Source organism: Bradyrhizobium sp. AUGA SZCCT0283 (assembly GCF_018130385.1).
Lineage (GTDB): Bacteria > Pseudomonadota > Alphaproteobacteria > Rhizobiales > Xanthobacteraceae > Bradyrhizobium.
Window position 1 is genome coordinate 55,518 of record NZ_JAFCLU010000009.1, and the last position, 23,554, is coordinate 79,071.

Annotated in this window: 20 protein-coding genes and 1 pseudogene; 16 read left to right on the forward strand and 5 right to left on the reverse strand. The window is 60.1% G+C overall.

The genetic code is table 11. The features are described from left to right. Positions 1–4: 4 nt before the first annotated feature. The 3 genes from JQ624_RS14665 (at position 5) to JQ624_RS14675 (ending at position 3,948) form a co-directional block, all read left to right on the forward strand. Entirely contained in the window at positions 5–2,347 is a 2,343-nt protein-coding gene (locus JQ624_RS14665) for a molybdopterin-dependent oxidoreductase (protein WP_212419608.1), read from the forward strand. Further along, positions 2,344–3,048: an SDR family NAD(P)-dependent oxidoreductase gene (locus JQ624_RS14670; RefSeq protein WP_212419609.1), complete on the forward strand. Its 705-nt coding sequence runs from the start codon at positions 2,344–2,346 to the stop codon at positions 3,046–3,048. The genes JQ624_RS14665 and JQ624_RS14670 overlap by 4 nt, the downstream gene beginning before the upstream one ends. A 78-nt stretch (positions 3,049–3,126) precedes the next feature. Further along, entirely contained in the window at positions 3,127–3,948 is an 822-nt protein-coding gene (locus tag JQ624_RS14675; protein WP_212419610.1) for an enoyl-CoA hydratase-related protein, read from the forward strand. 16 nt (positions 3,949–3,964) lie between these two features. Here the strand turns inward: JQ624_RS14675 and JQ624_RS14680 are convergent, their stop codons facing one another. Further along, positions 3,965–4,564, reverse strand: coding sequence for a TetR/AcrR family transcriptional regulator (locus JQ624_RS14680; protein WP_212419611.1), 600 nt, complete (start codon positions 4,562–4,564; stop codon positions 3,965–3,967). A 465-nt stretch (positions 4,565–5,029) separates the two neighbouring features. On the opposite strand from JQ624_RS14680, the gene JQ624_RS14685 reads away from it, so the two are divergent. From JQ624_RS14685 to JQ624_RS14695, 3 genes are all read left to right on the forward strand, one after another. Then, positions 5,030–5,893 carry an alpha/beta fold hydrolase gene (locus JQ624_RS14685; protein WP_212419612.1) on the forward strand — a complete coding sequence of 288 codons (864 nt, stop codon included), beginning with the start codon at positions 5,030–5,032 and terminating at the stop codon, positions 5,891–5,893. Positions 5,894–5,927: 34 nt separating this feature from the next. Then, positions 5,928–6,932 carry an NADP-dependent oxidoreductase gene (locus JQ624_RS14690; RefSeq protein ID WP_212419613.1) on the forward strand — a complete coding sequence of 335 codons (1,005 nt, stop codon included), beginning with the start codon at positions 5,928–5,930 and terminating at the stop codon, positions 6,930–6,932. A 73-nt stretch (positions 6,933–7,005) separates the two neighbouring features. Continuing rightward, positions 7,006–7,785, forward strand: coding sequence for an SDR family oxidoreductase (locus JQ624_RS14695; RefSeq protein WP_212419614.1), 780 nt, complete (start codon positions 7,006–7,008; stop codon positions 7,783–7,785). 180 nt (positions 7,786–7,965) lie between these two features. On the opposite strand, the gene JQ624_RS14700 is transcribed toward JQ624_RS14695, so the two are convergent. Then, positions 7,966–8,952, reverse strand: a complete 987-nt coding sequence (locus JQ624_RS14700) for an MDR family oxidoreductase (protein WP_212419615.1) — start codon at positions 8,950–8,952, stop codon at positions 7,966–7,968. 476 nt (positions 8,953–9,428) lie between these two features. Here JQ624_RS14700 and JQ624_RS14705 point away from each other — a divergent pair, with 476 nt between their 5' ends. From JQ624_RS14705 to JQ624_RS14750, 10 genes and pseudogenes are all read left to right on the forward strand, one after another. After that, on the forward strand, positions 9,429–9,758 hold the full coding sequence (locus JQ624_RS14705; protein ID WP_212419616.1) for a helix-turn-helix domain-containing protein: 330 nt from the start codon (positions 9,429–9,431) through the stop codon (positions 9,756–9,758). Between the two features lie 600 nt (positions 9,759–10,358). Further along, on the forward strand, positions 10,359–11,954 hold the full coding sequence (locus tag JQ624_RS14710; protein ID WP_212419617.1) for a class I adenylate-forming enzyme family protein: 1,596 nt from the start codon (positions 10,359–10,361) through the stop codon (positions 11,952–11,954). Between the two features lie 112 nt (positions 11,955–12,066). After that, positions 12,067–13,264 (forward strand): annotated as a pseudogene (locus JQ624_RS14715) (ABC transporter substrate-binding protein). A gap of 71 nt (positions 13,265–13,335) precedes the next feature. Then, on the forward strand, positions 13,336–14,436 hold the full coding sequence (locus tag JQ624_RS14720; protein ID WP_212419618.1) for an NADH:flavin oxidoreductase: 1,101 nt from the start codon (positions 13,336–13,338) through the stop codon (positions 14,434–14,436). A 186-nt stretch (positions 14,437–14,622) separates the two neighbouring features. Next, positions 14,623–15,414 carry a crotonase/enoyl-CoA hydratase family protein gene (locus JQ624_RS14725; RefSeq protein ID WP_212419760.1) on the forward strand — a complete coding sequence of 264 codons (792 nt, stop codon included), beginning with the start codon at positions 14,623–14,625 and terminating at the stop codon, positions 15,412–15,414. A 59-nt stretch (positions 15,415–15,473) separates the two neighbouring features. Continuing rightward, positions 15,474–16,265, forward strand: a complete 792-nt coding sequence (locus JQ624_RS14730; protein WP_212419619.1) for an SDR family oxidoreductase — start codon at positions 15,474–15,476, stop codon at positions 16,263–16,265. A gap of 120 nt (positions 16,266–16,385) precedes the next feature. Then, positions 16,386–16,994, forward strand: a complete 609-nt coding sequence (locus JQ624_RS14735; protein ID WP_283816919.1) for a TetR/AcrR family transcriptional regulator — start codon at positions 16,386–16,388, stop codon at positions 16,992–16,994. A 169-nt stretch (positions 16,995–17,163) separates the two neighbouring features. Continuing rightward, on the forward strand, positions 17,164–17,961 hold the full coding sequence (locus JQ624_RS14740) for an enoyl-CoA hydratase/isomerase family protein (protein WP_212419621.1): 798 nt from the start codon (positions 17,164–17,166) through the stop codon (positions 17,959–17,961). Position 17,962: 1 nt separating this feature from the next. After that, positions 17,963–19,228, forward strand: a complete 1,266-nt coding sequence (locus JQ624_RS14745) for a CaiB/BaiF CoA-transferase family protein (RefSeq protein WP_212419622.1) — start codon at positions 17,963–17,965, stop codon at positions 19,226–19,228. Between the two features lie 125 nt (positions 19,229–19,353). Beyond that, complete coding sequence (locus JQ624_RS14750) at positions 19,354–19,857, forward strand: helix-turn-helix domain-containing protein (protein ID WP_212419623.1); 504 nt, start codon at positions 19,354–19,356, stop codon at positions 19,855–19,857. Here JQ624_RS14750 and JQ624_RS14755 read toward each other — a convergent pair. Genes JQ624_RS14755 through JQ624_RS14765 form a run of 3 tightly spaced genes read right to left on the reverse strand, consistent with a single transcriptional unit; the run spans position 19,837 to position 23,548 of the window. Continuing rightward, entirely contained in the window at positions 19,837–20,691 is an 855-nt protein-coding gene (locus JQ624_RS14755) for a xanthine dehydrogenase family protein subunit M (protein WP_212419624.1), read from the reverse strand. The genes JQ624_RS14750 and JQ624_RS14755 overlap by 21 nt on opposite strands. After that, positions 20,688–23,060, reverse strand: coding sequence for a xanthine dehydrogenase family protein molybdopterin-binding subunit (locus tag JQ624_RS14760; RefSeq protein ID WP_212419625.1), 2,373 nt, complete (start codon positions 23,058–23,060; stop codon positions 20,688–20,690). Before JQ624_RS14760 ends, JQ624_RS14755 begins: the two co-directional genes overlap by 4 nt. Then, positions 23,057–23,548 (reverse strand): (2Fe-2S)-binding protein, encoded by a 492-nt coding sequence (locus JQ624_RS14765; protein WP_212419626.1) that lies wholly within the window; start codon positions 23,546–23,548, stop codon positions 23,057–23,059. Before JQ624_RS14765 ends, JQ624_RS14760 begins: the two co-directional genes overlap by 4 nt. Positions 23,549–23,554: the final 6 nt, after the last annotated feature.

A 23,554-nucleotide genomic window follows, 5' to 3' on the forward strand; every position in this document is an offset into this window, starting at 1 on the left:
CTCCATGACGGCCGGCAAATGGCTCAAGACAGCCTGCAACCTGTGTTACATCAATTGCGGGATTGAAGTCCTGGTGAATGACGGGCGCCTCGAGAAAGTGCGGGGCGACCGTTCGAGCCCGAAATCACAGGGCTATCTGTGCAACAAGGCGACCCGAATTCCATATTATGCGCATCACAGGGATCGGCTCACGACCCCGCTGCGCCGTCGCGCGGACGGCGGCTTCGATGAAATCGAGTGGGACGTGGCGATCGCAGAAATCGCGGAGCGGCTGCGAGACATCGTCGACAGATATGGCGGCAAGAGTATCGCCCTTTACGGCGGTGGCGGGCAGGGCAATCACGCCGGCGGCGCCTACGCCAGTGGATTGTTGCGCGCGCTGGGTTCGCGCAGCGTCTTCAATGCCCTTTCGCAGGAAAAAACCGGCGACTTCTGGGTCAATGGTCACATGTTCGGCAGCCAGACCTGCCATACCGCCGAAGACGTGCATCATTGCGATCTCTTGCTTGTCATCGGCGCAAATCCCTGGATCGCGCACGGCTTCCCCAATGCGCGCGATCATCTCAATCAAATCCGCAAGGATCCCGCACGCAAGCTGATCGTCATTGATCCCAGGCGAACCGAAACCGCCGAAATGGCGGATCTGCATCTCGCGGTTCGTCCCGGTGCCGACACGTTTCTCCTGGGCGCGCTGCTGGCCACGCTTGTCCGGTCCGACCGGATCGATCATGCCTTTATTGAGGAGCACACGATCGGCTTCGCGGAAGTGAGGCAGGCGCTATTAGATGTCCCCGTTGAAGAATGGGCTGCTGCCGCCGATATCTCGATCGCGGACCTGGAGCGTTGCGCCGCGATGATCGTGGCGGCGAAGGCCATGGTGGTGCGGGTCGAGCTTGGCATCCAGCAGGGCATCAACTCGACGCTCAACTCCTATCTCGAAAAGCTTCTAATCATGCTTTCCGGCAATTTCGGCCGTAAAGGTACCAACCAATTGCATAGCTGGCTTCAACCGCTATGGGGAAATTCTCCGAACCAGACATTCGCACCGACCGGCGACGCGATTATTGGGGGCCTGTTGCCGCCCAACATTTTCCCCGAAGCGGTACTCAAAGACCATCCCGACCGGTTGCGCTGCGCCTGGATCGACAGTTCCAATCCCGCCAACACGGCCGCAAACACCGAGGCCGTGGAACGCGCGCTGCGCTCGCTCGACCTATGCGTTGTGGTCGACGTTGCGATGACCGAAACCGCACAGCTCGCGCATTACGTTCTCCCGGCGTCCTCACAGTTCGAGAAAACTGAATTCACCCTGTTCAACTTCGAATTTCCGACGAACTATTTTCATGTTCGTGCCGGTGTGTTGCCGCCGCTCGCCGGCACCTTGCCGGAACCCGAGATCTACACGCGGCTTGCCATCGCCCTGGGGCTTCTGCCAGGTGACAATGTGCTCGCGCCCCTGCGGGAGGCGGCGCGGCTTTCGCGAGCCGAGTTCGCCATCGCTTTTCGTGCTGTCATCGCTGAAAACCCCGGCGCGGTCGCTGCGCTCGTGCTCTATCACACGCTAGGGCAGACGCTTCCGGACGGCACGGCGGCTGCGGCACCCTTGTGGGGGGCGGCACTGGCTTGCGCGAAGCGATCGCCGCAAGCGGTGCGGCGGGCGATCGGCGCATCGGACGAGGTGGCGGATCACCAGCTCGGCGATCTCCTGTTCGACACTATCGTAGCCACCCGGCAAGGCACTGCCGTTACCCGGCACGACTATGATGAGGTCTGGTCATTGATCAGCCATTCGGACCGCAAGGTTCGGCTGGTGGTCCCGCAGATGCTGGAATGGCTGGCACGGCTCGATCCGCAAGCAGCGGGCGCGCCAAAAGAGTTTCCGTTCATGCTGGCGGCGGGTGGCCGCCGGTTGTTCAATGCCAACCAGATCTTTCGCGATCCCGCGTGGCGACGCGAGGATCCGGACGGCGCCATGTTGATCAATTCGCGCGATCTGAGCGAGTTGGGCGCAGAGGATGGTGACTGGATCGCCGTCGAGTCGGTGATCGGACGGCTCGTCGTCCGCTGCAAGGTCGACGATGCCATGCGGAATGGCCAGCTGGCGCTGCCGCACGGTTACGGTCAGGCATACCCGACGTCGGACGGAGAGCGCCTGGTCAACGGACCGCGTATCAATCTGCTCACCGAGAGCGGCAACCGCGATCCCATTGCGGGCACGCCTTACCACAAGAACGTCGCCGTTCGTCTGACCCTCGTGTCCGCGCACGAGGCTGCTGCCTATCAGTCGCAGTCCGAGCGAATTCATATGAGGGCGGCCGGACAACAGTTCGAAGGGAGCGTTAAATGACCGAGAAACCAATCGCGATCGTGACCGGGGTAGGGCCGGGCACGGGTGCTGCCATCGTCAAGCGCTTCTCTGCCGGCGGGTTCCGTATCATTGCACTTGCCCGCTCAGCGGAGCTCATCAATCGCCTTGCGCAAGAGCTTCCCGACGTGCACGCGGTGACCTGCGACGTCTCGGACGAGAGCCAGGTGCGGACCGTGGTCACTGACGTAAAGCGCCGTTTTGGCGCGGCCGAGGTTCTCATCCACAACGCGGTCGGAGGAGGCTGGGGAAGCTTTCGCGAGATCGATCCGAAGATGCTCAAAGGCAATTTCGAGGTCAACGTGATGGGCCTGTTGTACCTGGCGCGCGAAGTGGCTCCTGACATGATCGATCGAGGGAGCGGCGCAATCCTGGTAACCGGAAACACGTCTTCGATCCGAGGCAAAGCCAATTTCGCCGGCTTCGCTCCGACAAAGGCAGCGCAGCGTATTCTGGCTGAGTCCATCGCGCGTGAAATGGGACCTCTCGGCGTCCACGTCTCCTATGTTCTCATTGACGCCGTGATCGATACGCCCCGGATGCGTGCGCGGATGACCGACAGACCGGACGAATTCTTCATCAAACCTGCCGCCATCGCCGACGAACTGTACCATCTCTACTGTCAGGATCGATCGGCTTGGTCATTCCTCGCGGAACTGCGGCCATTCCGCGAAAATTGGTGACCATGGCCGGTGAGAAACACGGTCTCGATTACTCCATTTAGCGAACCGCTCAGACGCAGGACTTGAAAGGTCGAAACCATGTCTGATGGGTCAATCTCGATTGATACAGGGACAGATGAATTGCTGTGTGCGATCCGGGATCGCGTCGCCGTGATCACCTTGAATCGACCTGAGGCACGAAATTCGCTGTCCGACAATCTCACGCCGGCGTTGCGCAGGATGATCAAGCGCAACGGTGACGATCCGGACGTCGGCGCACTGCTGATTACGGGTGCAGGCAGCGCCTTCTGTTCCGGCGGCGACGTCAAGGGGATGGGCGGCAACTCTGCTGCACCGGCCATGTCAATCAGCGACAAGGTTGCGCGACTGAAGGAACGTCAGCGAACCCTGACCGGCGTGCTTGTCTCGGTGCGTAAACCCACCATCGCGGCCCTACCGGGACCTGCGGCTGGCGCAGGGCTTGCGATCGCGCTTGCCTGCGACATTCGTATCGGAGCCGAATCCACCATCATGACGACTGGTTATGCCAGAATTGCGCTCACCGGCGATTACGGCATTTCGTGGCTGTTGACCCGGCTGGCCGGGACGGCGCGTGCCCGCGAACTGATGTTCCTGTCCGAACGGATCGATGCACGCCGCTGCGAAGCACTGGGGCTGGTGAATCGCGTGGTGCCTGATGTTGACCTGCAGGATGAAGCGTTTGCATTGGCGAAGACGTTGGCGAACGGTCCGGGGAGTGCGTTTGCCTCCATCAAGGATAATCTCGATCTTGCGCTGTCGGCTGACTTCCTGACGTCATTGGATCATGAGGCCGAGAAGATGGTCCTCGCAGCGAGCACAGCGCAGCATACCGAAGCCGTGCGAGCCTTCATCGAGAAACGCGCTCCTAATTTCAGGTGAGACTAGGCGGCTGAAGTCACTCCTCGGCCGATTTGTTTTCCGGGGATGGTCCGGCAATATCCGCCACCACGGCCGCAATCAGCGATTCCGCCAGAGGGTCGTCCGCAATCACCCGAGACAATATGACAGCGCCAACCATCTCCGAGAGGATAGCCGCGGGATGTCTGCTGCCAGCGGCCCCTGGGTTCGCGGACGGCAGCTTCGCAATCTGGTCGAGATAGCCTTGAATCGCCGTGATGAAGACGGCGCGGAGAGCGGGATCGTCGCTCCGCGCGGCGTCTACGGCCAATGCTGGCAGAATGCACCCGGACCCTGGATCGTCACGGTGAGCCGATGACACATAGCCTTCGATAAGCGCGCGAAGCGGATCTTTGGGCTTTTGGGCCAGTCCATTCTTCAGCAACGCTGTCGTGTTGGCGATCGCACGTTCGCTGGCCTTGACCGCCAGATCATCCTTTGAAGCGAAGTTGCGATAGAAGCCGCCATGAGTCAGCCCGGCTGCTTTCATGATGTCGGCAACGCCGATCCCTTCGAATCCATGCTTGCGCAGCAGGCGCGCCGCAGTCTCGAGGATCTGCTCGCGGTTCTCCAGCGCCTTTACGCGCGACACCCTCATGGTTTGCTCACTCCGCTTGTCGCAGGACCGGACCTTCGTAAGATGGTCCTCGCCACGGGCCGAGCATTCTCAGATTCGCAAAAACTCCGCTTGACATGTTGCATGACGACCATCATCTATCAGATAAGATGACGGTCGTCATCAAAAAAGTGAAGCGAAATGACCGCCGCCAGCCGACGAAGCGGACCGTTTCATAATTGAGGGGTAAAATAATGCCGAGCCTGAAAGCGCCGGAGTGCAAGAAGACAGCATTCCTCGCCGGCGCGTCGAGTGGCATCGGCTAGGCCGCGCGGCAGGTCGCATTCGCCCGGCGTCCTCGGGCGCTGTTCGACAAGATTCTGCGATCGCAAATCGGGCTGGCGTAATCAGCACGTGTACTGCCGCGCAAATGGAGAGCCGTGCCGTCCGGCCGATTATCCGTCCCATCTTGGAGTGTTCGGTCCGAGCCGGACTATGGAGAAGACCATGTCAAATACTGTTACTAACCTCGGGCGAGGGGTGCGCTACATAGATGCACCCACGCTCTCGATAAATGTCGGGGGGACCAGTTTCGTCTACCGCGACATCGGTCCCCGCACCGGCGTGCCGCTAATTCTTCTCAACCATTGGGGCGCGGTTCTCGACAATTTTGATCCGCGGATTGTCGATGGTCTCGCCAGCAAGCATCGCGTGATCGCAACCAATTACAGGGGTATCGGTGCATCGGGCGGAACAGCGCCCGTGACCATCGATGAAATGGCGCGGGATGCGATTGCCCTGATCCGCGCGCTGGGCTTCGAGAAGGTCGATCTGCTCGGCTTTTCCCTCGGGGGATTTGTGGCGCAGGACGTCACATTGAAAGCACCGGACCTGGTGCGAAAGCTCATTTTGACTGGCACGGGGCCGGCGGGTGGCGAAGGTATCGACAAGGTGTGGCCGGTATCCTGGCCTTTGATGATCAAGGGCTTTCTGACGCTGCGGGACCCAAAATTCTACCTGTTTTTCACGTCCACGGCCAATGGCCGCCAAGCGGCGGCAGCCTTCCTGAAACGGCTGAAAGAGCGCAAAGCAGGCCGGGACAAGGGGCCTACGCCCAGCGCTTTCTTGCGGCAAGTCAAGGCGATCACTGCTTGGGGCCGACAGGCGCCTCAAGATCTCGGCAGCATCCGCATCCCGGTGCTGATCGCGAATGGCGACAGCGATATCATGGTGCCGACCTCAAACAGCATCGATATGGCGCGCCGTATCCCGGGCGCAGAACTGATTATCTACGAAGATGCCGGTCATGGCGGGATTTTTCAGAACCACGACGATTTCGTGCCGAAGGCCTTGTCCTTCCTCGGCGCCTGACGCCGCGACAATATTTCAGATTGGAGAAGACACCATGAAGGCATTCGTTGTCGACAAATACAAAAAGAAGGGCGCTCTGCGCTTGACCAAAGTACCGGAGCCGGAGGTGCGAGACGATGATGTCATGGTTCGAGTTCACGCAACCGGTGTGAACCTTCTGGACTCCAAGGTGCGGAACGGAGAGTTCAAACTCTTCCTGCCGTATCGTCCGCCCTTCGTTCTGGGCCACGACGTTGCCGGGATCGTCACCCGGGTTGGCCCGAAGGTCAGGCGGTTCAAGGCGGGCGACGAGGTCTATGCACGGCCGCGCGATCATCGGATAGGAACATTCGCGGAATTCATTGCCGTGAATGAAACCGACGTGGCGCTAAAGCCCAAAAACATCAGCATGGAAGAAGCCGCCTCCATCCCGCTGGTGGGGCTGACCGCCTGGCAGGCGCTGGTAGAGGTAGGCAAGCTGATGCCCGGTCAGAAGGTCTTCATTCAGGCCGGCTCCGGTGGTGTGGGAACTTTTGCCATCCAGCTCGCCAAACATCTCGGCGCGACAGTTGCGACGACGACGAGCACGAAAAATGTCGAGCTGGTCAAAAGCCTCGGTGCGGATGTGGTCATCGACTACAAGACGCAGGATTTCGAGAAGGTTTTGTCGGGCTACGATGTGGTCTTGCACAGCCAGGACGCCAAGGCGCTTGAAAAATCTCTGCGAGTGCTGAAGCCGGGTGGCTTCCTCGTTTCGATTTCGGGGCCGCCGGATCCCGATTTCGCCAAGGAGTTCGGTTTGAACCTGTTCCTGAAGCTGGTAATGCGGCTGCTGAGCCGTGGTGCGCGGAAGAAAGCCAAAAGCCTTGGTGTGCGCTATTCATTCCTGTTCATGCGTGCGGAGGGCCAGCAGCTGAGCGAAATCACGTCGCTGATCGAATCCGGCGTGATCCGTCCGGTCGTGGATAAAGTCTTTCCGTTTGAGAAGACTGGAGATGCGCTGACCTATGTCGAGACAGGACGCGCAAGAGGCAAGGTCGTCATTGCAGTGAAACAGTAGGTCCCCTAATGACGCGGCCTGAGTTGCGATGCCACGACGCTGGCCGGCCGCCAAACGCATCTGAGGAAGCATCATGACTGAATCCAAGCGCGACACTCAACCTTCCGTACAGGACGTTGCACTCATTGTCGGCGGCGGTCCGGGCATCAGCTCGAGTTGCGCCCGGCTGTTCGCAGAAAGCGGCATGCGTGTCTGCGTCGCAGCCCGGAATCCCGAAAAAGCGGTCCTTGAGACCCTCGAAAAAACGCACGGCGTACGTCGATACGCCTGCGATGCCAGCGAACCGGCGGCCGTGGCGCAGTTGTTCGGAAATGTCGTTCAAGACATCGGCACGCCGAGGCTTGTCGTGCATAACATCGATGGCCGGGTTCCCGGCATTTTCCGCAAGAGCGTTATCGAAGCCGATCCCGTGATGGCGCTCGAGACGCTTCGAAACTCAGCGTTCTCTGCGTTTCTGGTTGGTCAACAAGCCGCCAGGCTTATGCTCGGAAACGAACCCGATGCCAATGGCGCGAGAGGAACGATCATCTTCACGAACGCCAGCGCGGCACTCAAGGGCTTCCCATCAAGTGGCGCCTTTGCAATGGCATGTCATGCCAAGTCCGGACTCGCGCAAAGCATGGCAAGAGAACTGATGCCGCAGGGGATCCACGTTGCGAATGTGCCGATCGACGCCGCGATCGGCTGGACTCAAGCGGACGGGACCCGTGCGCACCGGCTGGCGGGAACGACCGTCGACGACAACATGGCCGACCCCGTCCATATCGCGAAAACCTATCTTCAGCTTCATCAGCAGCATCGGTCGACCTGGGCGTTCGAAGTCGTGCTCCGACCGTGGGCCGAGAAATGGTGATGCGCACTTGCTTCGGTGCGGATACGAAGCGCGATTGACCATTGCTTTCGAGTTGACGTGCCGCTCGCCGTCATCGACCGCAAAGTTGGCATATAATGGACTCCGAGAGGGTTTGCTGTCTTGTTGCCGCGCGTCCGATTTTCATCGAGGCGTCGCCAAGCAAGTCCGGTCGCAACATAGCTAGGCATTGACGTCGACGACCGTGCGGCCCTGGACCTTCCCGGCGAACATTTGGCGCACCACATCGGGGACCTCTGCGAGGCCGACCACCTGCATCGTTCGGGCGAGCTTGTTCAGGTCCAGGTCGCGAGCCAAACGCGACCATGCCTCGATTCGCGCCTCCTGCGGGGCATTCACCGAGTCGATTCCAGCAAGTGTGACGTTGCGCAGGATGAACGGCAGAACCGTTCCGGGAAGATCGACACCCTGAGCCAGGCCGCAGGCCGTCACCACGCCGCGGTACTGCGTCTGCGCCAATACGTTCACCAGCGTATGACTGCCGACGGAGTCGACTGCTCCCGCCCAACGCTCGCGCGCGATAGGAGCTCCAGGCTCCGAAAGCGTCCGACGATCGATGACATCGGCCGCACCGAGGCTCCGCAGATAATCGGATTCTTCAAGACGTCCAGTTGATGCAACGACGCGATAACCGAGGTCCGCGAGGAGAGCAATCGCAATCGAGCCGACGCCGCCATTGGCGCCGGTTACGACGATATCGCCACGCTGCGGTGTAATGCCGCCATGTTCGAGGGCGAGCACCGACAGCATCGCGGTGTAACCGGCAGTGCCGACCGCCATGGCGTCCTTTGTCGAAAATGGCGCCGGAATCTTCACCAACCATTCGCCTTTCAGCCGTGCCCTCTGGGCATATCCACCATGATGGGTCTGACTTAACCCCCAGCTGTTGGCGACGACGCGGTCTCCGACTGCGATGCCGGGATAGGAGGATGCCTCCACTGTTCCAGCAAGATCGATGCCGGGAATGAGGGGAAATTGGCGAATGACCTCCGTGCGCCCGCTAATGGCCAGCGCATCCTTGTAGTTCACGGTCGAGTAGTCGACGGCGACCGTAACGTCGCCAGGCATGAGATCTCGCTCGTTCATTTCGACCACGCTGGTCGTAATCTTTCCGTCTGTCTTTGCTGCCAGCAGTGCCTTGAACGTCATCGTCATATCCTAGGTCGGTGTTGCGTTGTCCACGGACCTAGGGTCGCGCCTCTTTTTCGCAAGGAGGCACAATTAAAGCGGCTACTATCATTTATGGACGTACCCGACGCATGCCAAAGCGCGGAGTCAGGCCTTGGCGATATGACAGCGGGCCTGACATGACGACGGAGCGTCCCGAAGCCTGGGCAGGCTACTGGCCATGCCGAGGCTTATCCGTGCAGCCGCTCCGGCGCGCGCCGTCAGTGAGTTCGTTGCCGAAATCACGCCGCTGTCTTGCAGGAGGATGCGAGCATCTATTGTATTAGGATCGTCATGTGATATAAATCCTGACGTCGGTTCAAATGGCATCGACGGCAACATCCAAAGACGTCAACCGAGCGAGTATGACCGGAGTTTAGGGTCCGCCCACCCGAATTCGTGCCTGCATGCAGCGGAACGCTTAATTATAGCAGATGCGACCATTTTTGGAGGTGTCTATGCGTCCAAGACGGTTTGACGCGAAGAGCGGATGTGCGGTCGGAGTAACACTGTCCGTCATTGGCGGCATGTGGAAGCCACTGATCCTGTTTCATCTCTTCGCTGGCAAGAAACGGTACATGGAACTGTCCCGAGCCATCCCTAACGCCACGCAGAGGATACTGACCCTTCAATTGCGCGAGTTGGAGGCCGATGGCGTGATCGTGCGCCATGCCTATCCGCAGATTCCTCCGAAGGTGGAATATGAAATCTCCCCCTTCGGGCAGAGCCTGGGGCCTGTACTGCTTTCGCTTCGGAGTTGGGGCAAGCAGGTATGGAGGTTCAATTGAAGGCGTCCCGCAGTTGCACAGGCGCTTGAAGATCGCCAGCTAAACGCATGCTCCCTGTAACGTGAAATTGAGTGATGCGTGCGGACTTTGTGCTGCGGATGCCTGAGCAGTCGAGATGTTTTCACCGTACGGCGCCCAATGAGCTGGCGTCGTACGGCGAGTTCAGCCAGTGTTCAGTTAGCGATTAATGCCGCAGTGGCATAGCAATGACGCGATTATTGCGAGCCGCTAACGAACGATGCCTGTGCCAAACTTCTCCAACTTGCGCACGCGAAGCGAGCATTCGCGTGGGATCAGCTGACTCTAACGAGCGCTGAATATCGCGACTGCGCGTGCCAACGAGCAACGCACTTCCCTAAGTTGGTCTTATCCCACTGATTTCTCCGAATAATCTGCGTCTCAACTATTCAATTCCAAATGGGAATTGATCGCGTGAGATGGAAGTCATCCTCACTTCCAGAACGGCGGACAGCCATCCGTCTTGACAGTTCTATTTTAGAACTATTTACTTGGGCGGTCGATGGAAGTGAAGGAGCGGACTTGCCCGTTTGAAGGGGAGGCCACGCAGCACCCCCGAAAACAAGGCGCGAGGAGGATGGCATGAGGAGCGTGGACGAACTCACTGCGGCGGAGCTGCTGGACGGCCTGCCGTCCAGGGTACACGAGGTCTACGCGCCGTTCGTGCGGGACATCCCGGATCATCCGGCCTTTGTGGAAGGGGGGCGTTCGTGGAGCTACAGGCAATTCTCGGAAGCTGTCGACGCCGTAGCGAAGGATCTTTCCAATTTGGGGATCAGGCCGGGCGATCGCGTGATGATTGCGAGCGAGAACAGCGTGGCCCTGGGAGCGATGCTCTTCGCGGCGAGCAAGCTCGATGCTTGGGGCATTGCGGTTAATCCCCGCCTATCAGCCAGGGAGATCGACCTGATCGGCACGCACAGCGGCGCCAGGCGTGTGCTGTTCAACTCAGCACTTTCGAAGGAAGCCGCCGATCACGCCAGCCGCGTCGGTGCTAAAATCGGCGCCGTGGGGCCATTCGGTGGAATCGGTATTGGTCCACTCAATGCGGATGCGCAAGCGGAGCCCGTCGAGAAAGATGGCGCCCGCCAGGTCGCTGGCCTCTTGTACACCTCGGGCACGACCGGTGCTCCGAAGGGAGTCATGCTGAGCCACCGCAATCTGCTCTTTACCGCAAGGACTTCAGGAATTCTTCGCCAAAGCGGTCCAGCCGACCGCATCTACGGCGTGCTGCCGATGTCCCACATCGTCGGGTATTCGATCCTGCTGATCGCCACGCTGATGCACGGCGGCACATTGTGTGTTGTGGCCAAGGCCGATCCCGCCGCGCTGGCCCATGCCATCGCCGAGGAGGGGATTACGAGCCTGTTCGGTGTTCCCGCCACATATCAGCGTCTGCTCGAACACAAGGCGGTCAAGGGCATCCAACGACTCGAGCGAGGCAAGCTGCGGATCATAGCCGTCGCTGGCGCTCCGCTCGACCTCGATCTGAAGAAGCGGATCGAGGACGAATTCGGAATCCCGCTATTGAACAATTACGGCATAACCGAATGTTCGCCGGGCCTATCGGGTGTCCGTTCAGAACACCCTGTCTCGGACGAGTCGGTCGGCCCCTTTCTTCCCGGTATTGAGCACCGGATCGTGGACAGGCAGGGCAAGAAGGTGGTGACCGGCGACGTGGGCGAATTGCACGTCCGAGGCCCCAATGTGATGCTGGGCTACTATCGCGCTCCCGAGCAGACAGCCGCGGCGATCGATAACCAGGGTTGGTTCAACACAGGGGATCTCGCCCGGGTGAACGGCGAGGGCCATCTCTACATCGCTGGCCGAACCAAAGAACTTATCATCCGCTCCGGCTTCAACGTTTATCCCGCCGAGGTGGAGGCGGTGCTGAACGCGCACGACCAAGTCGTCCAATCAGCTGTGGTAGGACGACCGATTGATGGCAACGAGGAGGTCGTCGCGTTCGTGCAGCTTCTCCCCGGCGCCAGCGTCAGCGCCGAAGAGCTGAAGTCATACACGGCCCAACAGCTCACTTCGTACAAGCGGCCAACTGAATTGATCGTGGTCGATGCTCTGCCCTCAGCCTCCACCGGCAAGATACTCAAACACAAGCTGCGAGAGATGGCGATCGAACGGGCGGGCGGGAAGGTGTCCGATGCCGCAGCCGCGGGCTGAGTGATGCACTGCAAGGGATGGGCGAAGCCGCACCAGGGGTCGGTGCCGAGGCCGTACGGAAATTCAACGATTGATGAGCGGCGCAACCCGTCGCCGCACAAGGGAGAAGTCGATGTTCAGGAAGTCTATACTAGCAGCCGCGATCGGCGTGACGATTGTCGGCGCGCACGCGCGTGCGGAAATGCCCGGCGTCACGAGCGCCGAAGTGAAGGTGGGGGCTACGTTCCCGTTTAGTGGTCCAGCATCGCCGCTCAGCAATACCGGAAAGGGTCTGATCGCCTACATCAATTCGATCAACGACCGCGGCGGGATCAACGGCCGAAAGATAAACCTCATCACCTACGACGATGCTTACAGTCCTCCCAAGACGGTGGAGCAGACCAGGAAGCTTGTCGAGAGCGATGAAGTGGCCTTCCTGTTCGGCCCGCTCGGTACTCCCGGTATCGGCGCCACCATCAAGTACGTCAACGAAGAAAGTGCCTCATCTATTCGTGGTAAGCGGCGTCACCAAATTCACGAATTTCGCTGAATTTCCGATGACCACCACTGGGTTGCCTAGCTATGATACGGAAGGGCGGATCTACGCGAAATACATCACCCAGGCCCGGCCGGACGCAAAGATTGCGATCCTGTATCAGAACGACGATTTGGGTAAGGACTTCCTCAATGCATTCAAAGGTTATCTGAAAGAGGACTTCGACAAGAAAGTTTTATCGTCCTCCTATGAAGTGACCGAGCCGACGATCGATTCCCACGTGGTGAAGTTGAAATCGTCTGGTGCGGAGGTGTTCCTAGTTGCCGGCACACCGAAGTTCGCGGCTCAGGCCATCAAGAAGGCCGACGAGGTCGGTTGGAAGCCGCTGTTCCTGATCAACTTCGTTTCGAGCTCGGTCTCTTCGACCATCGTCCCTGCGGGACCGGAAAAGGCCGTGGGCATCGTTGCGGCAACGATCACCAAGGACCCGAACGACAAGAAGTGGGGCGACGACCCCGGCATCAAATGGTACCGTGAGCACTTCGCGAAATACCTGCCGGGCGCGGACATTGGTGATGCCAATTATGTGTTCGGTACGCAGCAGGGACAGATCCTTGAGCAGGTGCTCAAGCAGTGCGGTGACGATCTCTCGCGCGAGAACATCGTCAAGCAATCGCGGAGCATACGCGGGCTGTCGCTTCCCACTCTCATACCGGGTGTTACGATCAACACAGGCCCGGAAAACAGTATGGCGTACACGCAGTTGCAGCTGCAGCGCTGGAACGGTACGACGTGGGAGCAATTCGGTAACGTACTCAGCGCCGATGGAAAGTGAAGTGTGCTTTCTGAAGGTGCAATGCGGGTGATCTGAGCCCGCAACGCCACTAACTGAATCAGGGAGCATAAATGTCCAGCAACGCACTTTTCCGGCCTTTCAAGCTGAAAGGGCTGAACTTGCCGAACCGGGTCGTGATGGCGCCGATGACGCGCTCATTCTCTCCGGGCGGAATTCCGACAGAAGACGTCGCGCGATACTACCGCCGCCGAGCCGAAGGAGCGGTCGGGTTCATCATATCGGAGGGTACGGGCGTGGATCGTCCGGCATCCCTGAACGATCCGAATGTTCCCCGCTTTCATGGCGAGATGGAGCTGGCAGGGTGGCGGCGTGTGGTCGACGAGGTGCACGCCGCCGGCGGCCTGATGGCGCCGCAGCTATGGCATGTCGGAGCCGTTCGCACGCGTGCCCAGAATTGGTCTCCTCCCGGCGCCTACGACAGTCCGTCCGGCCTGTCGCGACCGGAGAAGAAGTTCGGCAAGCCGATGAGCGAAGAGGACATTGCAGACGCCATTCGCGCTTTCGCCGACGCGGCGCTTGCGGCGAAGCGCCTGGGGTTCGATGCCGTCGAATTGCACGGCGCGCACGGCTATCTGATCGATCAGTTCTTCTGGGAGGGTACCAATCGCCGAGAGGATACCTACGGAGGCAAGGACTTGCCCGGCCGGGCCCGGTTTGCTGCTGATATCGTCCACGCGGTGCGCAAGTCGGTCGGAACGGACTTTCCGATATTGCTCCGGATCAGCCAGTGGAAGCAGCAGGACTTTGAGGTAAAGCTGGCCGATACGCCTCGCGCATTGGAAGCCTGGCTCAAACCTTTGGTCGACGCGGGAATCGACATTTTGCATTGCTCTCAACGGCGCTTCTGGGAGCCGGAGTTCGATGGCTCCGATTTGAATTTCGCCGGATGGGCGAAGAAAGTAACGGGAGTGCCGACGATTTCGGTCGGGTCGGTCGGTCTGACCGGCGAATTCATCGCCGCATACGGCGGCGAGAGTTCCCGTCCGGCGTCCCTCGACGAGTTGATCCGCCGCCTCGATCGCGAGGAGTTCGATCTCGTCGCGGTGGGCCGGGCGCTGCTTCAGGATCCGCAGTGGCTACTGAAGGTGCGTGACGGCCGGACGGAAGAACTGATGGCTTTCGAACGGACCGCGTTCGCGGCGCTGAGCTGAGTTGAGCGATAAAAGGTGTCGAGGTGCAGGGCGCACCGCCACCCGAATAAGGGCTATCCAAATTTTCTGTAGCCAGTGTTCGGCGACCGTTCCAAGCTGGCTGGCAGGGAATAATTAGCTGCACGCCAGTCGACCGGAGCCTGCGTGTCGTTGCGCAGTCCCCTGGAAACAATTCGGAGGCAACAAATGAACGACACTAGAACCCAAGTCGGCCAGATCCGCACCGAGGTGCACGGGCATGTCTTCAAGATCATCATCGACAACGTGGCGAAGAAGAACTCGTTCAGTCCGCAGATGATGGCCCAGATGTCCGATGCGATGACGCTTCTCGACCGAACGGACGATTACTGGGTCGGGGTGCTCTGTGCCGAAGGCCCGGATTTCACGGCTGGGCTGGATATGCCGAAATTCTTCGGACCCAAGGCCGAGAATACCGAGATCAAGCCCGGCAACATCGATGCCTTCGCGCTGAAAAGCCGGTGCCGCAAACCGATTGTGACGGCAGTGCAGGGGATCTGTTTCACGATTGGCATCGAAATGATGCTGGCTGGCGACATCGTCGTGGCGGCCGATGATGCCCGGTTCTGCCAGATGGAGTCCAAGCGCGGGATCGCGCCGCTTGGAGGCGCCCACTTTCGCTATCTGACCCGGGCAGGATGGGGAGATGCGATGTATCATTTGTTTTTGTGCGACGAGTTCAATGCGGCCCGAGCGCACAAAATCGGGTTTGTTCAGGAAATAGTTGCTCCCGGCCAACAGATTGCCCGCGCAATGGAGATTGCGGATCTGATCGCAAGGAACGCGCCGATCGGCATTCAGGTAACCAAGGAAGCAGCGCTGAAATACATCGAGGCCGGCGAAAAAGCTGCGATCGATTACATCCCGAAGATCAAGGATCGCGTCTTCAGCAGCGAAGACATGAAGGAAGGCATCCAGTCTTTCGTGGAACGTCGCTCGGCAATGTTCCGCGGGAAATAAAGATCTCGCGGAACCCACATTACCATGCAGCAGAACTTCGCCCACAAGAGGATTTGACTATGGGAAGCATCAAGAAGGCATTCGATCTCACCGGCAAGAATGCCCTTGTTACAGGCGGCTCCCGTGGCCTTGGGCTGCAGATCGCCGAGGCGCTAGGCGAGCAAGGGGCTCGGGTCTTGATTTCGTCTCGCAAGGCGCAAGACCTGGAAAAAGCCCAAGCGCACCTTGCCGGTCTCGGCATTAAGTCGGACTGGATCGCTGCGGATAATTCCAGGGACGAAGACGTCAAGCGGCTCACTGACGAAGCGATCAAGAAGCTCGGCCGGGTGGACATTCTGGTGAACAACGCGGGCGCAACCTGGGGCGCGCCGACCGAGGATCACCCGATCGAGGCGTGGGACAAGGTGATGAATCTGAACATCCGCTCGCTGTTTCTGCTCAGCCAACAGGTTGCGAAGCACTCGATGATCCCCAATAAATATGGCCGCATTATCAACCTTGCTTCGATCGCGGGGCTGTTCGGAAGTTCCGGGGATATGCAGATGGTCGCCTACAATACGAGCAAGGGCGCGGTGGTTAATTTCACGCGGGCCCTGGCGGGTAGTTGGGGGCGCTACGGAATTACGGCCAATGCTCTGGCGCCCGGCTTTTTCCCGTCGAGGATGACGAAGGGCACCATCGAGGCTGTCGGTGTCGAAAAGCTCGCCGCCGGCGCGCCGCTGCGCCGCATCGGCGACGAGGATGATCTGAAAGGCGCGGCCGTTCTCTTCGCCAGCGACGCCGGCAAGCACATCACCGGACAGATCCTCGCCGTCGATGGCGGCCTGACCTCGGTGCTGTCGTCTTCCTGAACTTCTCAGTCGAGCCGCTTTCGGTTTGGTGGTGAAAGGCGCTTCTGCAGAATTCGGTTGTTATATATGATGATGATCATCTAATATGTCTCCGTTTCCTAGGTTAGCTCGGAGCAGGCAATGCGTTACCCGAAAGATCACGGGCGGCAGACCCGCAGGCGGATCGTCGAGAATGCTTCCTATGGCCTGCGCCAGAACGGTGCCGACGGCTTGAGCGTGGTCGACCTGATGAAGCTCGCCGATCTGACGCATGGCAGCTTCTACGCCTACTTTAAGTCACGTGACGCTTTGGTCGTTGAAGCGCTCGCTTTGGCCATGGATCGAACCGTCGCCCATTGGCTGGATCTCATGCAGGGATTGCCTGCCGAGAAAGGATTTGATGCCGTCGTCGAGGCGTATCTGAGCCCTCGCCATCGCAACAACCCGGCCCGCGGTTGTGCGCTTCCGGCGTTAGCCGCGGATATCGGACGTTCTGGCCCGGAGGCGCGACGTACCTTTGCAGGCAGGCTGGAGAAAATGATCGATATCATCGCCGGGTTGATCCCGAAGAGATCGCCATCAGATGCGCGACATGCCGCCGCCGGCGCAATTGCGACTATGGTCGGTTCGATCGTGCTCGCGCGTGCGGCGGGTGACAAGCGGCTGTCTGACGCCCTTTTGGAAGCCGGTCGGCAGGCCGTGCGCGATCAGACCGGAAGCGCCACTGCGGAAGCCTCTCCAGCGGACTGAATCTGAATGCCTCTTTCCGAGTCCATCAGCCTCCAGGGCAGCTCCGGCATATCGATCGTCAAACCATTTGATGCAAACTATGACTTGCAAAATGCAAGCCGTGATGTAGCCTGCATTTCGCAAATCAAATGATGCGGTCGCGAGAGCCGCCGGCAAACAGGAGGCAGCTTTGTCCGAGGATGCGTTGGTGACGCGCGAACAGCGCGGCAATATTTCCGTTTTGACAATGGTTTATCGGCCGTACAACCTGCTCGGCCCCAAGCTTCTCAACGCGATCGTGGAGCAGGTGGAGGCAGCGCAAAAGGCAGGCAGCCGCGCCATCGTCATCCGTAGCGGACTGCGGCATTTCTCCGCCGGCGCAGATCTGGATATCTTCGATAAGCGGGTGGAGGCAGGCAGCGCAGATCAGGGCGGTGAAAATCGGCGGCTGAACGGCGTCGAATTCTTGCGCTTCATGGAGCTTCTGCCAATCCCGTTAATCGCCAGCGTTCACGGCGTTTGCCTGGGTGGCGGTCTCGAGCTTGCGCTATCGTGCGATTACATCATCGCAGCCTCTTCGGCGAAGATCGGCTCAGTCGAGGCGACGCTTGGGCTGCATCCCTTGCTGGGAGGAATCCAGCGGCAGGTGCAACGTATCGGCGCGCAGCGCGCCAAGGAGATGTCGATGCTGGCGCGCCGCTACGATGCGCCAACGCTGGAGAAGTGGGGATTAATCAATCTCACTGTCCCGGAGGAATCGTTGGAGACGGCGACCATGGCCATCGCGGAGGAGTTCGCGCAAGGCCCAACGGTGGCGCATGCCGCAACCAAGGAACTCGCGCATATCGCCGTCAATCAGGGCGTGGTGGCTGCGGACGAGGCGATGTCACGCGTACAGGCGCCGATCTGGGCGTCGGAAGACCTCAAGACCGGTCTTGCATCATTCCGCAAGAACGGCCCGGGTCTCGCAAAGTTTGCGGGGCGCTGACATGAGTGGCCCCTTGAGTGGAATCCGTGTCGTTGATTTTTCCCGTGTGTTGGCTGGTCCTCTGTGTGCCCGGACCTTGCAGGACCTCGGCGCTGAGGTGATCAAGATCGAACCACCAAGCCCCGACGTTTCTCGCTTTGCTTTTCCATCGACCGACGGGATGTCAGGCTATTACGCTCAGCAAAATGCCGGCAAACGCAACGTCAGTATCAATCTCAACATCCCGGGCGCTTACGAGTTGGCGCTTGAACTCTGCGACACCGCCGATATCCTGGTCGAAAACTTCCGGGCAGGCACACTGGGTTTCTTCGGGCTGGATTACGCAACGCTGTCGAAACGCAATCCACGGCTGATATACGCGTCGATCACAGGTTATGGGCAGGGTGGTCCGTGGCGGAGCAGGATGGCTTATGCGCCAACCGTGCAGGCCGAGGCTGGCTTTACCGAAAACAGCGTCCGCCACTATGGCAGCGCTCTGACGGAGCCGCGTACCGACAGCCTGTCGCATGCCGACGTCTACGCTGGATTGCAGGCCGTGATCGCGATACTTGCGGCTCTCAATAGCCGTCAGAGGACCGGTCGGGGCCAGTATATCGACGTCGCAATGGCGGCGACGTTGCTTGCGGTCAACGAACGCGCGCACGTCGATCTTTCCGATGATGACATCGGGGCGGAGCCGGCGGTGCTCGGCGCCACTGATTGTTCCTTCTTTACAGGACCGCAAGGCGAAAATTTCACGGTCGCGACCAGCATTATTGGCAGCCGGACCTTTCCGTCGTGGCTGCGCGCCATGCGCCGGGTCGATCTGATGGATGATCCGCGGTTCTCCAGCGCTGCCGCGCGCCGCTTGAATTTCGGCGTGCTGCATCAGATCATCCAGTCGTGGATCCTGACCTTTCCGGATATGGCGACCCTCGACGCCCAGTTCGACGAGGCCAAAATCGCCATGGGCGAGATCCGTTCTATCAAGGAGCTCACGGCATCGGAATGGAGCGATTACTGGGGCGCCGTCCAACGCGTCCCTGACCGCAGCGGCGGCGAATATCGGTTGCCGGGCCGGCCGTGGCATTTTTCAGCAGAGGAGCTGGCACCAATTGGCACACCTGCCTTTCAGGGCGAGCATAACTTCGCGGTCTTCAGCGAACTCGGCCTCAGCGAGGCGGAATTGAAACGCTTAAGCGAAGCGGGCGCGCTCGTTTCGCATCGGCGTGCGCTAGAGCCAGACATCGTCGCCAAGCCGGAAGCCGAGCCGGGGCAGGCGGCCTGATCAGAAACGCCGAAGGGCGCACTGGACATACGCGAATCCCGCTCAATATGGTATGAGTTGAGTTCGGGGTTGAAAGAGCTATGTCCAGTGTGAAGCGAAGCCGTCTTGCAAACAAGGAATGTTCCATGGCGCGCGCCATGGAGGTTGTCGGCGACCGCTGGTCCATCCTGATCCTGCGCGAGGCCTATTACGGCGTGAAACGCTTCGATGAGTTCGAATACTATATCGGGATCGCTTCCAATATCTTGAGCACCCGGCTGAAGAAATTGATCGATGCCGGCGTCATGGCGCGGGTGCCGTTGCCCGAACACGCCGGGCGATACGAATACGTTCTGACCGAGAAAGGACGCGATTTCTTTCCGGCCTATCTCGCGCTTAAGAAATGGGGTGACGACTGGCTGGCGGAGCCCGCAGGGCCGCAGGTCGTGTTCCGCGAACGCGCCGCCGGACGACCGATCGAATATCCGGCGTTGCGGACGAGCGGCGGCAAGCCGTTGCGGCTTGAGGACGTCGAGATCGTTGCCGGCGCAGGTGCTGTTCCGTTCAATCGTAAGCGATTTGGCGGCAATGCTGCCGATCGCGGGGTTGTCGACTCGAACGCTCCCGTTTCACGACGCAAGCGCAAATAACGCGCGCCTGGTCTCGATCCGGATCAGATTCGCGCGGTATTCCGCCGAAGCGTAGCGGTCGGAGAGGCACTCGGTGGTCTCACTCAGCAATTGTGCCGCCTGTTCGATGTTGTCCTGCGAAAGCGTCTTGCCGATCAGGAAATCGGAAGCGCGTTGGCCGGCGAAGGCGTGGTTCGCTGCACCGGTGACGCCGATGGAAATCTCGTCAACCGCCCCCTCTTGCAACCGCACGCCGACCGCGATTCCCACGACGGCAAAGCCGCTCGCGGGATGCCGGATCTTTCGATAGATGAAGTGCATGCCAGTCCTCGGCCGAGGGATATGGACGCTTGCGAGAATTTCGTCCGGTTCCAGCACAGTCGAAAAGATATCGATAAAGAAGTCCCGCGTCGCCACCCTTCGGAGGCCATTCGGGCCCACGATCTCGATCTCTGCCTGCAGCGCCACCGCTACCGCCGGCCAGTCAGCCGCGGGATCGGCGTTCGCGAGCGAGCCGCCGATCGTGCCGCGGTTACGCACCTGGGGATCGGCAATCAGGCTGGCTGCCTGGCGAAAGACCGGCAATTCCCTGTACAGGGGCTCGGAAGCAAACAGTTCGGCATGGGTGGCCAGTGCGCCGATCCTGATGCCGGTTTCGCTGATCTCGATTCCCTTGAGTTCGGCGATGCCGCTGATATCGACCAGCAGTTCGGGGGACGCCAACCGCAGCTTCAGCGCCGGCAGGAGGGTATGGCCGCCAGCCAGGAGCTTTGTTCCGTCGGGATCGTCGCGCAACAAATCGATCGCCTGGGCCAGCGATGACGCGCGGACATAATCGAAGGCTGCGGGGATCATTGGGCCGCTCCCATGCGTGCTTGTTGCACCGCCGCCCAGACCCGTGGCGGGGTCAGCGGCATGTCCAGATGTTTGATACCGAATGGTGACAAAGCATCAAGCACGGCATGAACCATACAAGGCGGGGCGGCAATCGAACCGCTCTCGCCGATGCCCTTGACGCCGATCGGATTGGTCGGCGAGGCAGTTTGCTGGAATAGCGATCGGATGTTCGGCACATGCTCGGCGCGCGGAACGGCATAATCGAGCAGCGAACCGGTCAGCAGCTGCCCATTGTCAGGATCGTAGCTGACCTCTTCATAGAGCGCTTGCGCGATGCCCTGCACGACGCCGCCATGGATCTGGCCGGCCGCGAGACGGGGATTGATCAGCGTGCCGACGTCGTCAACCGCGACATAGTCGAGGATATCGACGATCCCGGTTTCCGGATCGACCTCGACATAAGCGAGGTGGACGCCTGACGGCGACCCCATGCCGGTCGGGTCGTAAAACACCGTCTCATCAAGGCCCGGCGCGACGCCATCCGGCAGTTTATGCCCGACATAGGCCATGCGGGCCACCTTCGGGAAGGTTACCGGGGCGATATCGGTACCGGGCACGCTGAACGCGCCGGCCGAATAGGAAACGTCCTTCTCGTCCACTTCCAGCATGCCCGCCGCGATCTTCTTCGCCTTTGCGACAATGCGTTGGGAGGACACGTGCACGCTGGATCCACCGACCGCCATCGAACGGGAATTGAAGGTGCCGTGGCCGGCCTGTACCTGGCGCGTGTCGCCCTGTACGATGTCAATGTCTTCAATCGGAATCTGCAACACGTCGGCAGCGATCTGCGACAACGACGTGATATGGCCTTGTCCCTGGCTCATCGAGCCCGAATAGATCGTAGCTCGTCCGCTGGAGTCGATGCTGACCCGCGCGCTTTCCCAGCCGCCCCGGTCGAAGCCGCTCATAGCCAACCGGCGTGATGGTGCCATCCCGCACATATGCGTATAGGCGGCAACGCCAATGCCGCGATAGATGCCACTTCCGCGCAAGGCTTGGCATTCGCTGCGGCGGCCTTCATAGTCGAAAGCCGCGAGCGCCTTGTCGAGCAGTCCCTGGTAATTGCCGCTGTCGTACATGACGCCCGTGCTGCCGTAGGGCCGATAGGGAAATTCCGCCGGTTGAACGAAATTCTTCCGCCGCACGTCGACCTGGTCGAGCTTGAGGTGGCGTGCCACCGCATCGATCGCGCGCTCGGCAATATAAGCGCCTTCGGGCCGCCCATAGCCGCGATAGGCATCAACCGGCACGGTATTGGTCACGACGACGCGGGAAATAGCCTCATAGTCGTCTATCTTGTAAGTGCCGGTGCCGAAGTTGACCGTATTCACGGTCGGACCGCCGCTCGCCATGTTCGACAGGTAGGCGCCGACGTTGCCGAGGGTCTCAACCTTCAGGCCGAGAATCTTGCCGTCGTTCCTGAACGCTACCTCGATATTTTCCGTATGGGCGCGACCATGGCTGGTCGATTGATGGCTCTCGGAGCGGCTCTCCCACCACTTGACCGGTGCGTCAAGTTCGCGCGCGAGATAGGGGCAGAGCAGGTCCTCCGGATACAGATGCATCTTGGCGCCAAAGCCGCCTCCGATATCAGGTGCGACCACCCGCAATTGATGCTCGGGAATACCGACCGTCTCGGCGATCCAGCGTCGGTGCATGTGGGGAACCTGACTGCCGATATAAACCGTCAAGGTGCCGTCCGGTTCCGGCGAGGCAACGATCGCGCGCGTTTCCATGCAGGTGGGGATCAGGCGGTTGTTGACGACGCGCAGGCCGATGACATGATCGGCCGCGCGGGCGGCGTTCTGGTAGTCGCCGCCGCGTACTTTGTAGATCGTGGTGATATTGCCCGGAACGTTGTCATGGAGCTGCGGGGCGCCCTCCCGGATCGCGACTTCCTCATCGATCACGGCGGGCAGCACGTCGTACTCGACTTCGATCCTGCCGACGGCGTCATAGGCTTCAGCCAGCGTTTCCGCAACGACCAGCGCCACGCACTCGCCGACAAAGCGAACGCAATCGGTCGCGACAACCGGACGGAACGGTACCTTGCTGCCGGGAATGACCCAGTTCGGCACGATCGGGCCGATCTTGCCGGCGAGCGCCTTGCCGGACAATACAAGGCGAACACCCGGTGCGACTTTGGCTGCCGACAGATCGACGTTTCGGATCTTGGCGTGGGCGTGCGGCGATCGCAGCACTGCCATATGCAGCATGCCCGGCAACCTGACATCATCGACGTATCGGCCCTTGCCGGCGAGAAATTTGAAATCCTCTTGTCGTTTGAGCGGCTGGCCGATAAGGCGGATCGCAGTTGTATCGTTCATGGCTGGTCGCCTTTCGATGCCAGGCTTTCGATGGCGCGGACGATGTTGTGATAGCCGGTGCAGCGGCAGATGTTGCCGGCAAGGCCGTGGCGGATGTCGTGCTCGCTCGGATTGGGCTGATCCCTCAACAGCTGGCGCACACTCATCACCATGCCCGGCGTGCAGAAGCCACATTGCAGAGCGTGATGCTCATGGAACGCAGCCTGAACCGGGCTGAGTTCGGCCCCTATGTCGGTCAGGCCCTCGATCGTTGTGATCGACGCACCGTCTGCCATTACGGCTAGCACGGTGCAGGACTTGATCGCCAGTCCGTCGATCTCCACGGTGCAGGCGCCGCACTGCGAAGTATCGCAGCCGACATGCGTTCCAGTGAGGCCAAGATCCTCCCTGATCAGGTGGACCAGCAATTTTCGCGCTTCCACTGCGACGGTCTTGCGCGTGCCGTTGATCTCCAAGGTTACGACGTGACGGTTGTCGGGCTCGGGCATGCATCC

Excerpts from the sequence above, each read along its gene's own strand:
- JQ624_RS14685 (WP_212419612.1), top strand. The coding sequence starts at position 5,030 with ATGTCAAATACTGTTACTAACCTCGGGCGAGGGGTGCGCTACATAGAT.
- JQ624_RS14690 (WP_212419613.1), top strand. The coding sequence starts at position 5,928 with ATGAAGGCATTCGTTGTCGACAAATACAAAAAGAAGGGCGCTCTGCGC.
- JQ624_RS14700 (WP_212419615.1), bottom strand. The coding sequence starts at position 8,952 with ATGACGTTCAAGGCACTGCTGGCAGCAAAGACAGACGGAAAGATTACG.
- JQ624_RS14765 (WP_212419626.1), bottom strand. The coding sequence starts at position 23,548 with ATGCCCGAGCCCGACAACCGTCACGTCGTAACCTTGGAGATCAACGGC.
- JQ624_RS14665 (WP_212419608.1), top strand. The coding sequence starts at position 5 with ATGACGGCCGGCAAATGGCTCAAGACAGCCTGCAACCTGTGTTACATC.
- JQ624_RS14730 (WP_212419619.1), top strand. The coding sequence starts at position 15,474 with ATGGGAAGCATCAAGAAGGCATTCGATCTCACCGGCAAGAATGCCCTT.
- JQ624_RS14675 (WP_212419610.1), top strand. The coding sequence starts at position 3,127 with ATGTCTGATGGGTCAATCTCGATTGATACAGGGACAGATGAATTGCTG.
- JQ624_RS14705 (WP_212419616.1), top strand. The coding sequence starts at position 9,429 with ATGCGTCCAAGACGGTTTGACGCGAAGAGCGGATGTGCGGTCGGAGTA.
- JQ624_RS14760 (WP_212419625.1), bottom strand. The coding sequence starts at position 23,060 with ATGAACGATACAACTGCGATCCGCCTTATCGGCCAGCCGCTCAAACGA.
- JQ624_RS14750 (WP_212419623.1), top strand. The coding sequence starts at position 19,354 with ATGGCGCGCGCCATGGAGGTTGTCGGCGACCGCTGGTCCATCCTGATC.
- JQ624_RS14725 (WP_212419760.1), top strand. The coding sequence starts at position 14,623 with ATGAACGACACTAGAACCCAAGTCGGCCAGATCCGCACCGAGGTGCAC.
- JQ624_RS14720 (WP_212419618.1), top strand. The coding sequence starts at position 13,336 with ATGTCCAGCAACGCACTTTTCCGGCCTTTCAAGCTGAAAGGGCTGAAC.
- JQ624_RS14670 (WP_212419609.1), top strand. The coding sequence starts at position 2,344 with ATGACCGAGAAACCAATCGCGATCGTGACCGGGGTAGGGCCGGGCACG.
- JQ624_RS14745 (WP_212419622.1), top strand. The coding sequence starts at position 17,963 with ATGAGTGGCCCCTTGAGTGGAATCCGTGTCGTTGATTTTTCCCGTGTG.
- JQ624_RS14680 (WP_212419611.1), bottom strand. The coding sequence starts at position 4,564 with ATGAGGGTGTCGCGCGTAAAGGCGCTGGAGAACCGCGAGCAGATCCTC.
- JQ624_RS14755 (WP_212419624.1), bottom strand. The coding sequence starts at position 20,691 with ATGATCCCCGCAGCCTTCGATTATGTCCGCGCGTCATCGCTGGCCCAG.
- JQ624_RS14710 (WP_212419617.1), top strand. The coding sequence starts at position 10,359 with ATGAGGAGCGTGGACGAACTCACTGCGGCGGAGCTGCTGGACGGCCTG.
- JQ624_RS14695 (WP_212419614.1), top strand. The coding sequence starts at position 7,006 with ATGACTGAATCCAAGCGCGACACTCAACCTTCCGTACAGGACGTTGCA.
- JQ624_RS14735 (WP_283816919.1), top strand. The coding sequence starts at position 16,386 with ATGCGTTACCCGAAAGATCACGGGCGGCAGACCCGCAGGCGGATCGTC.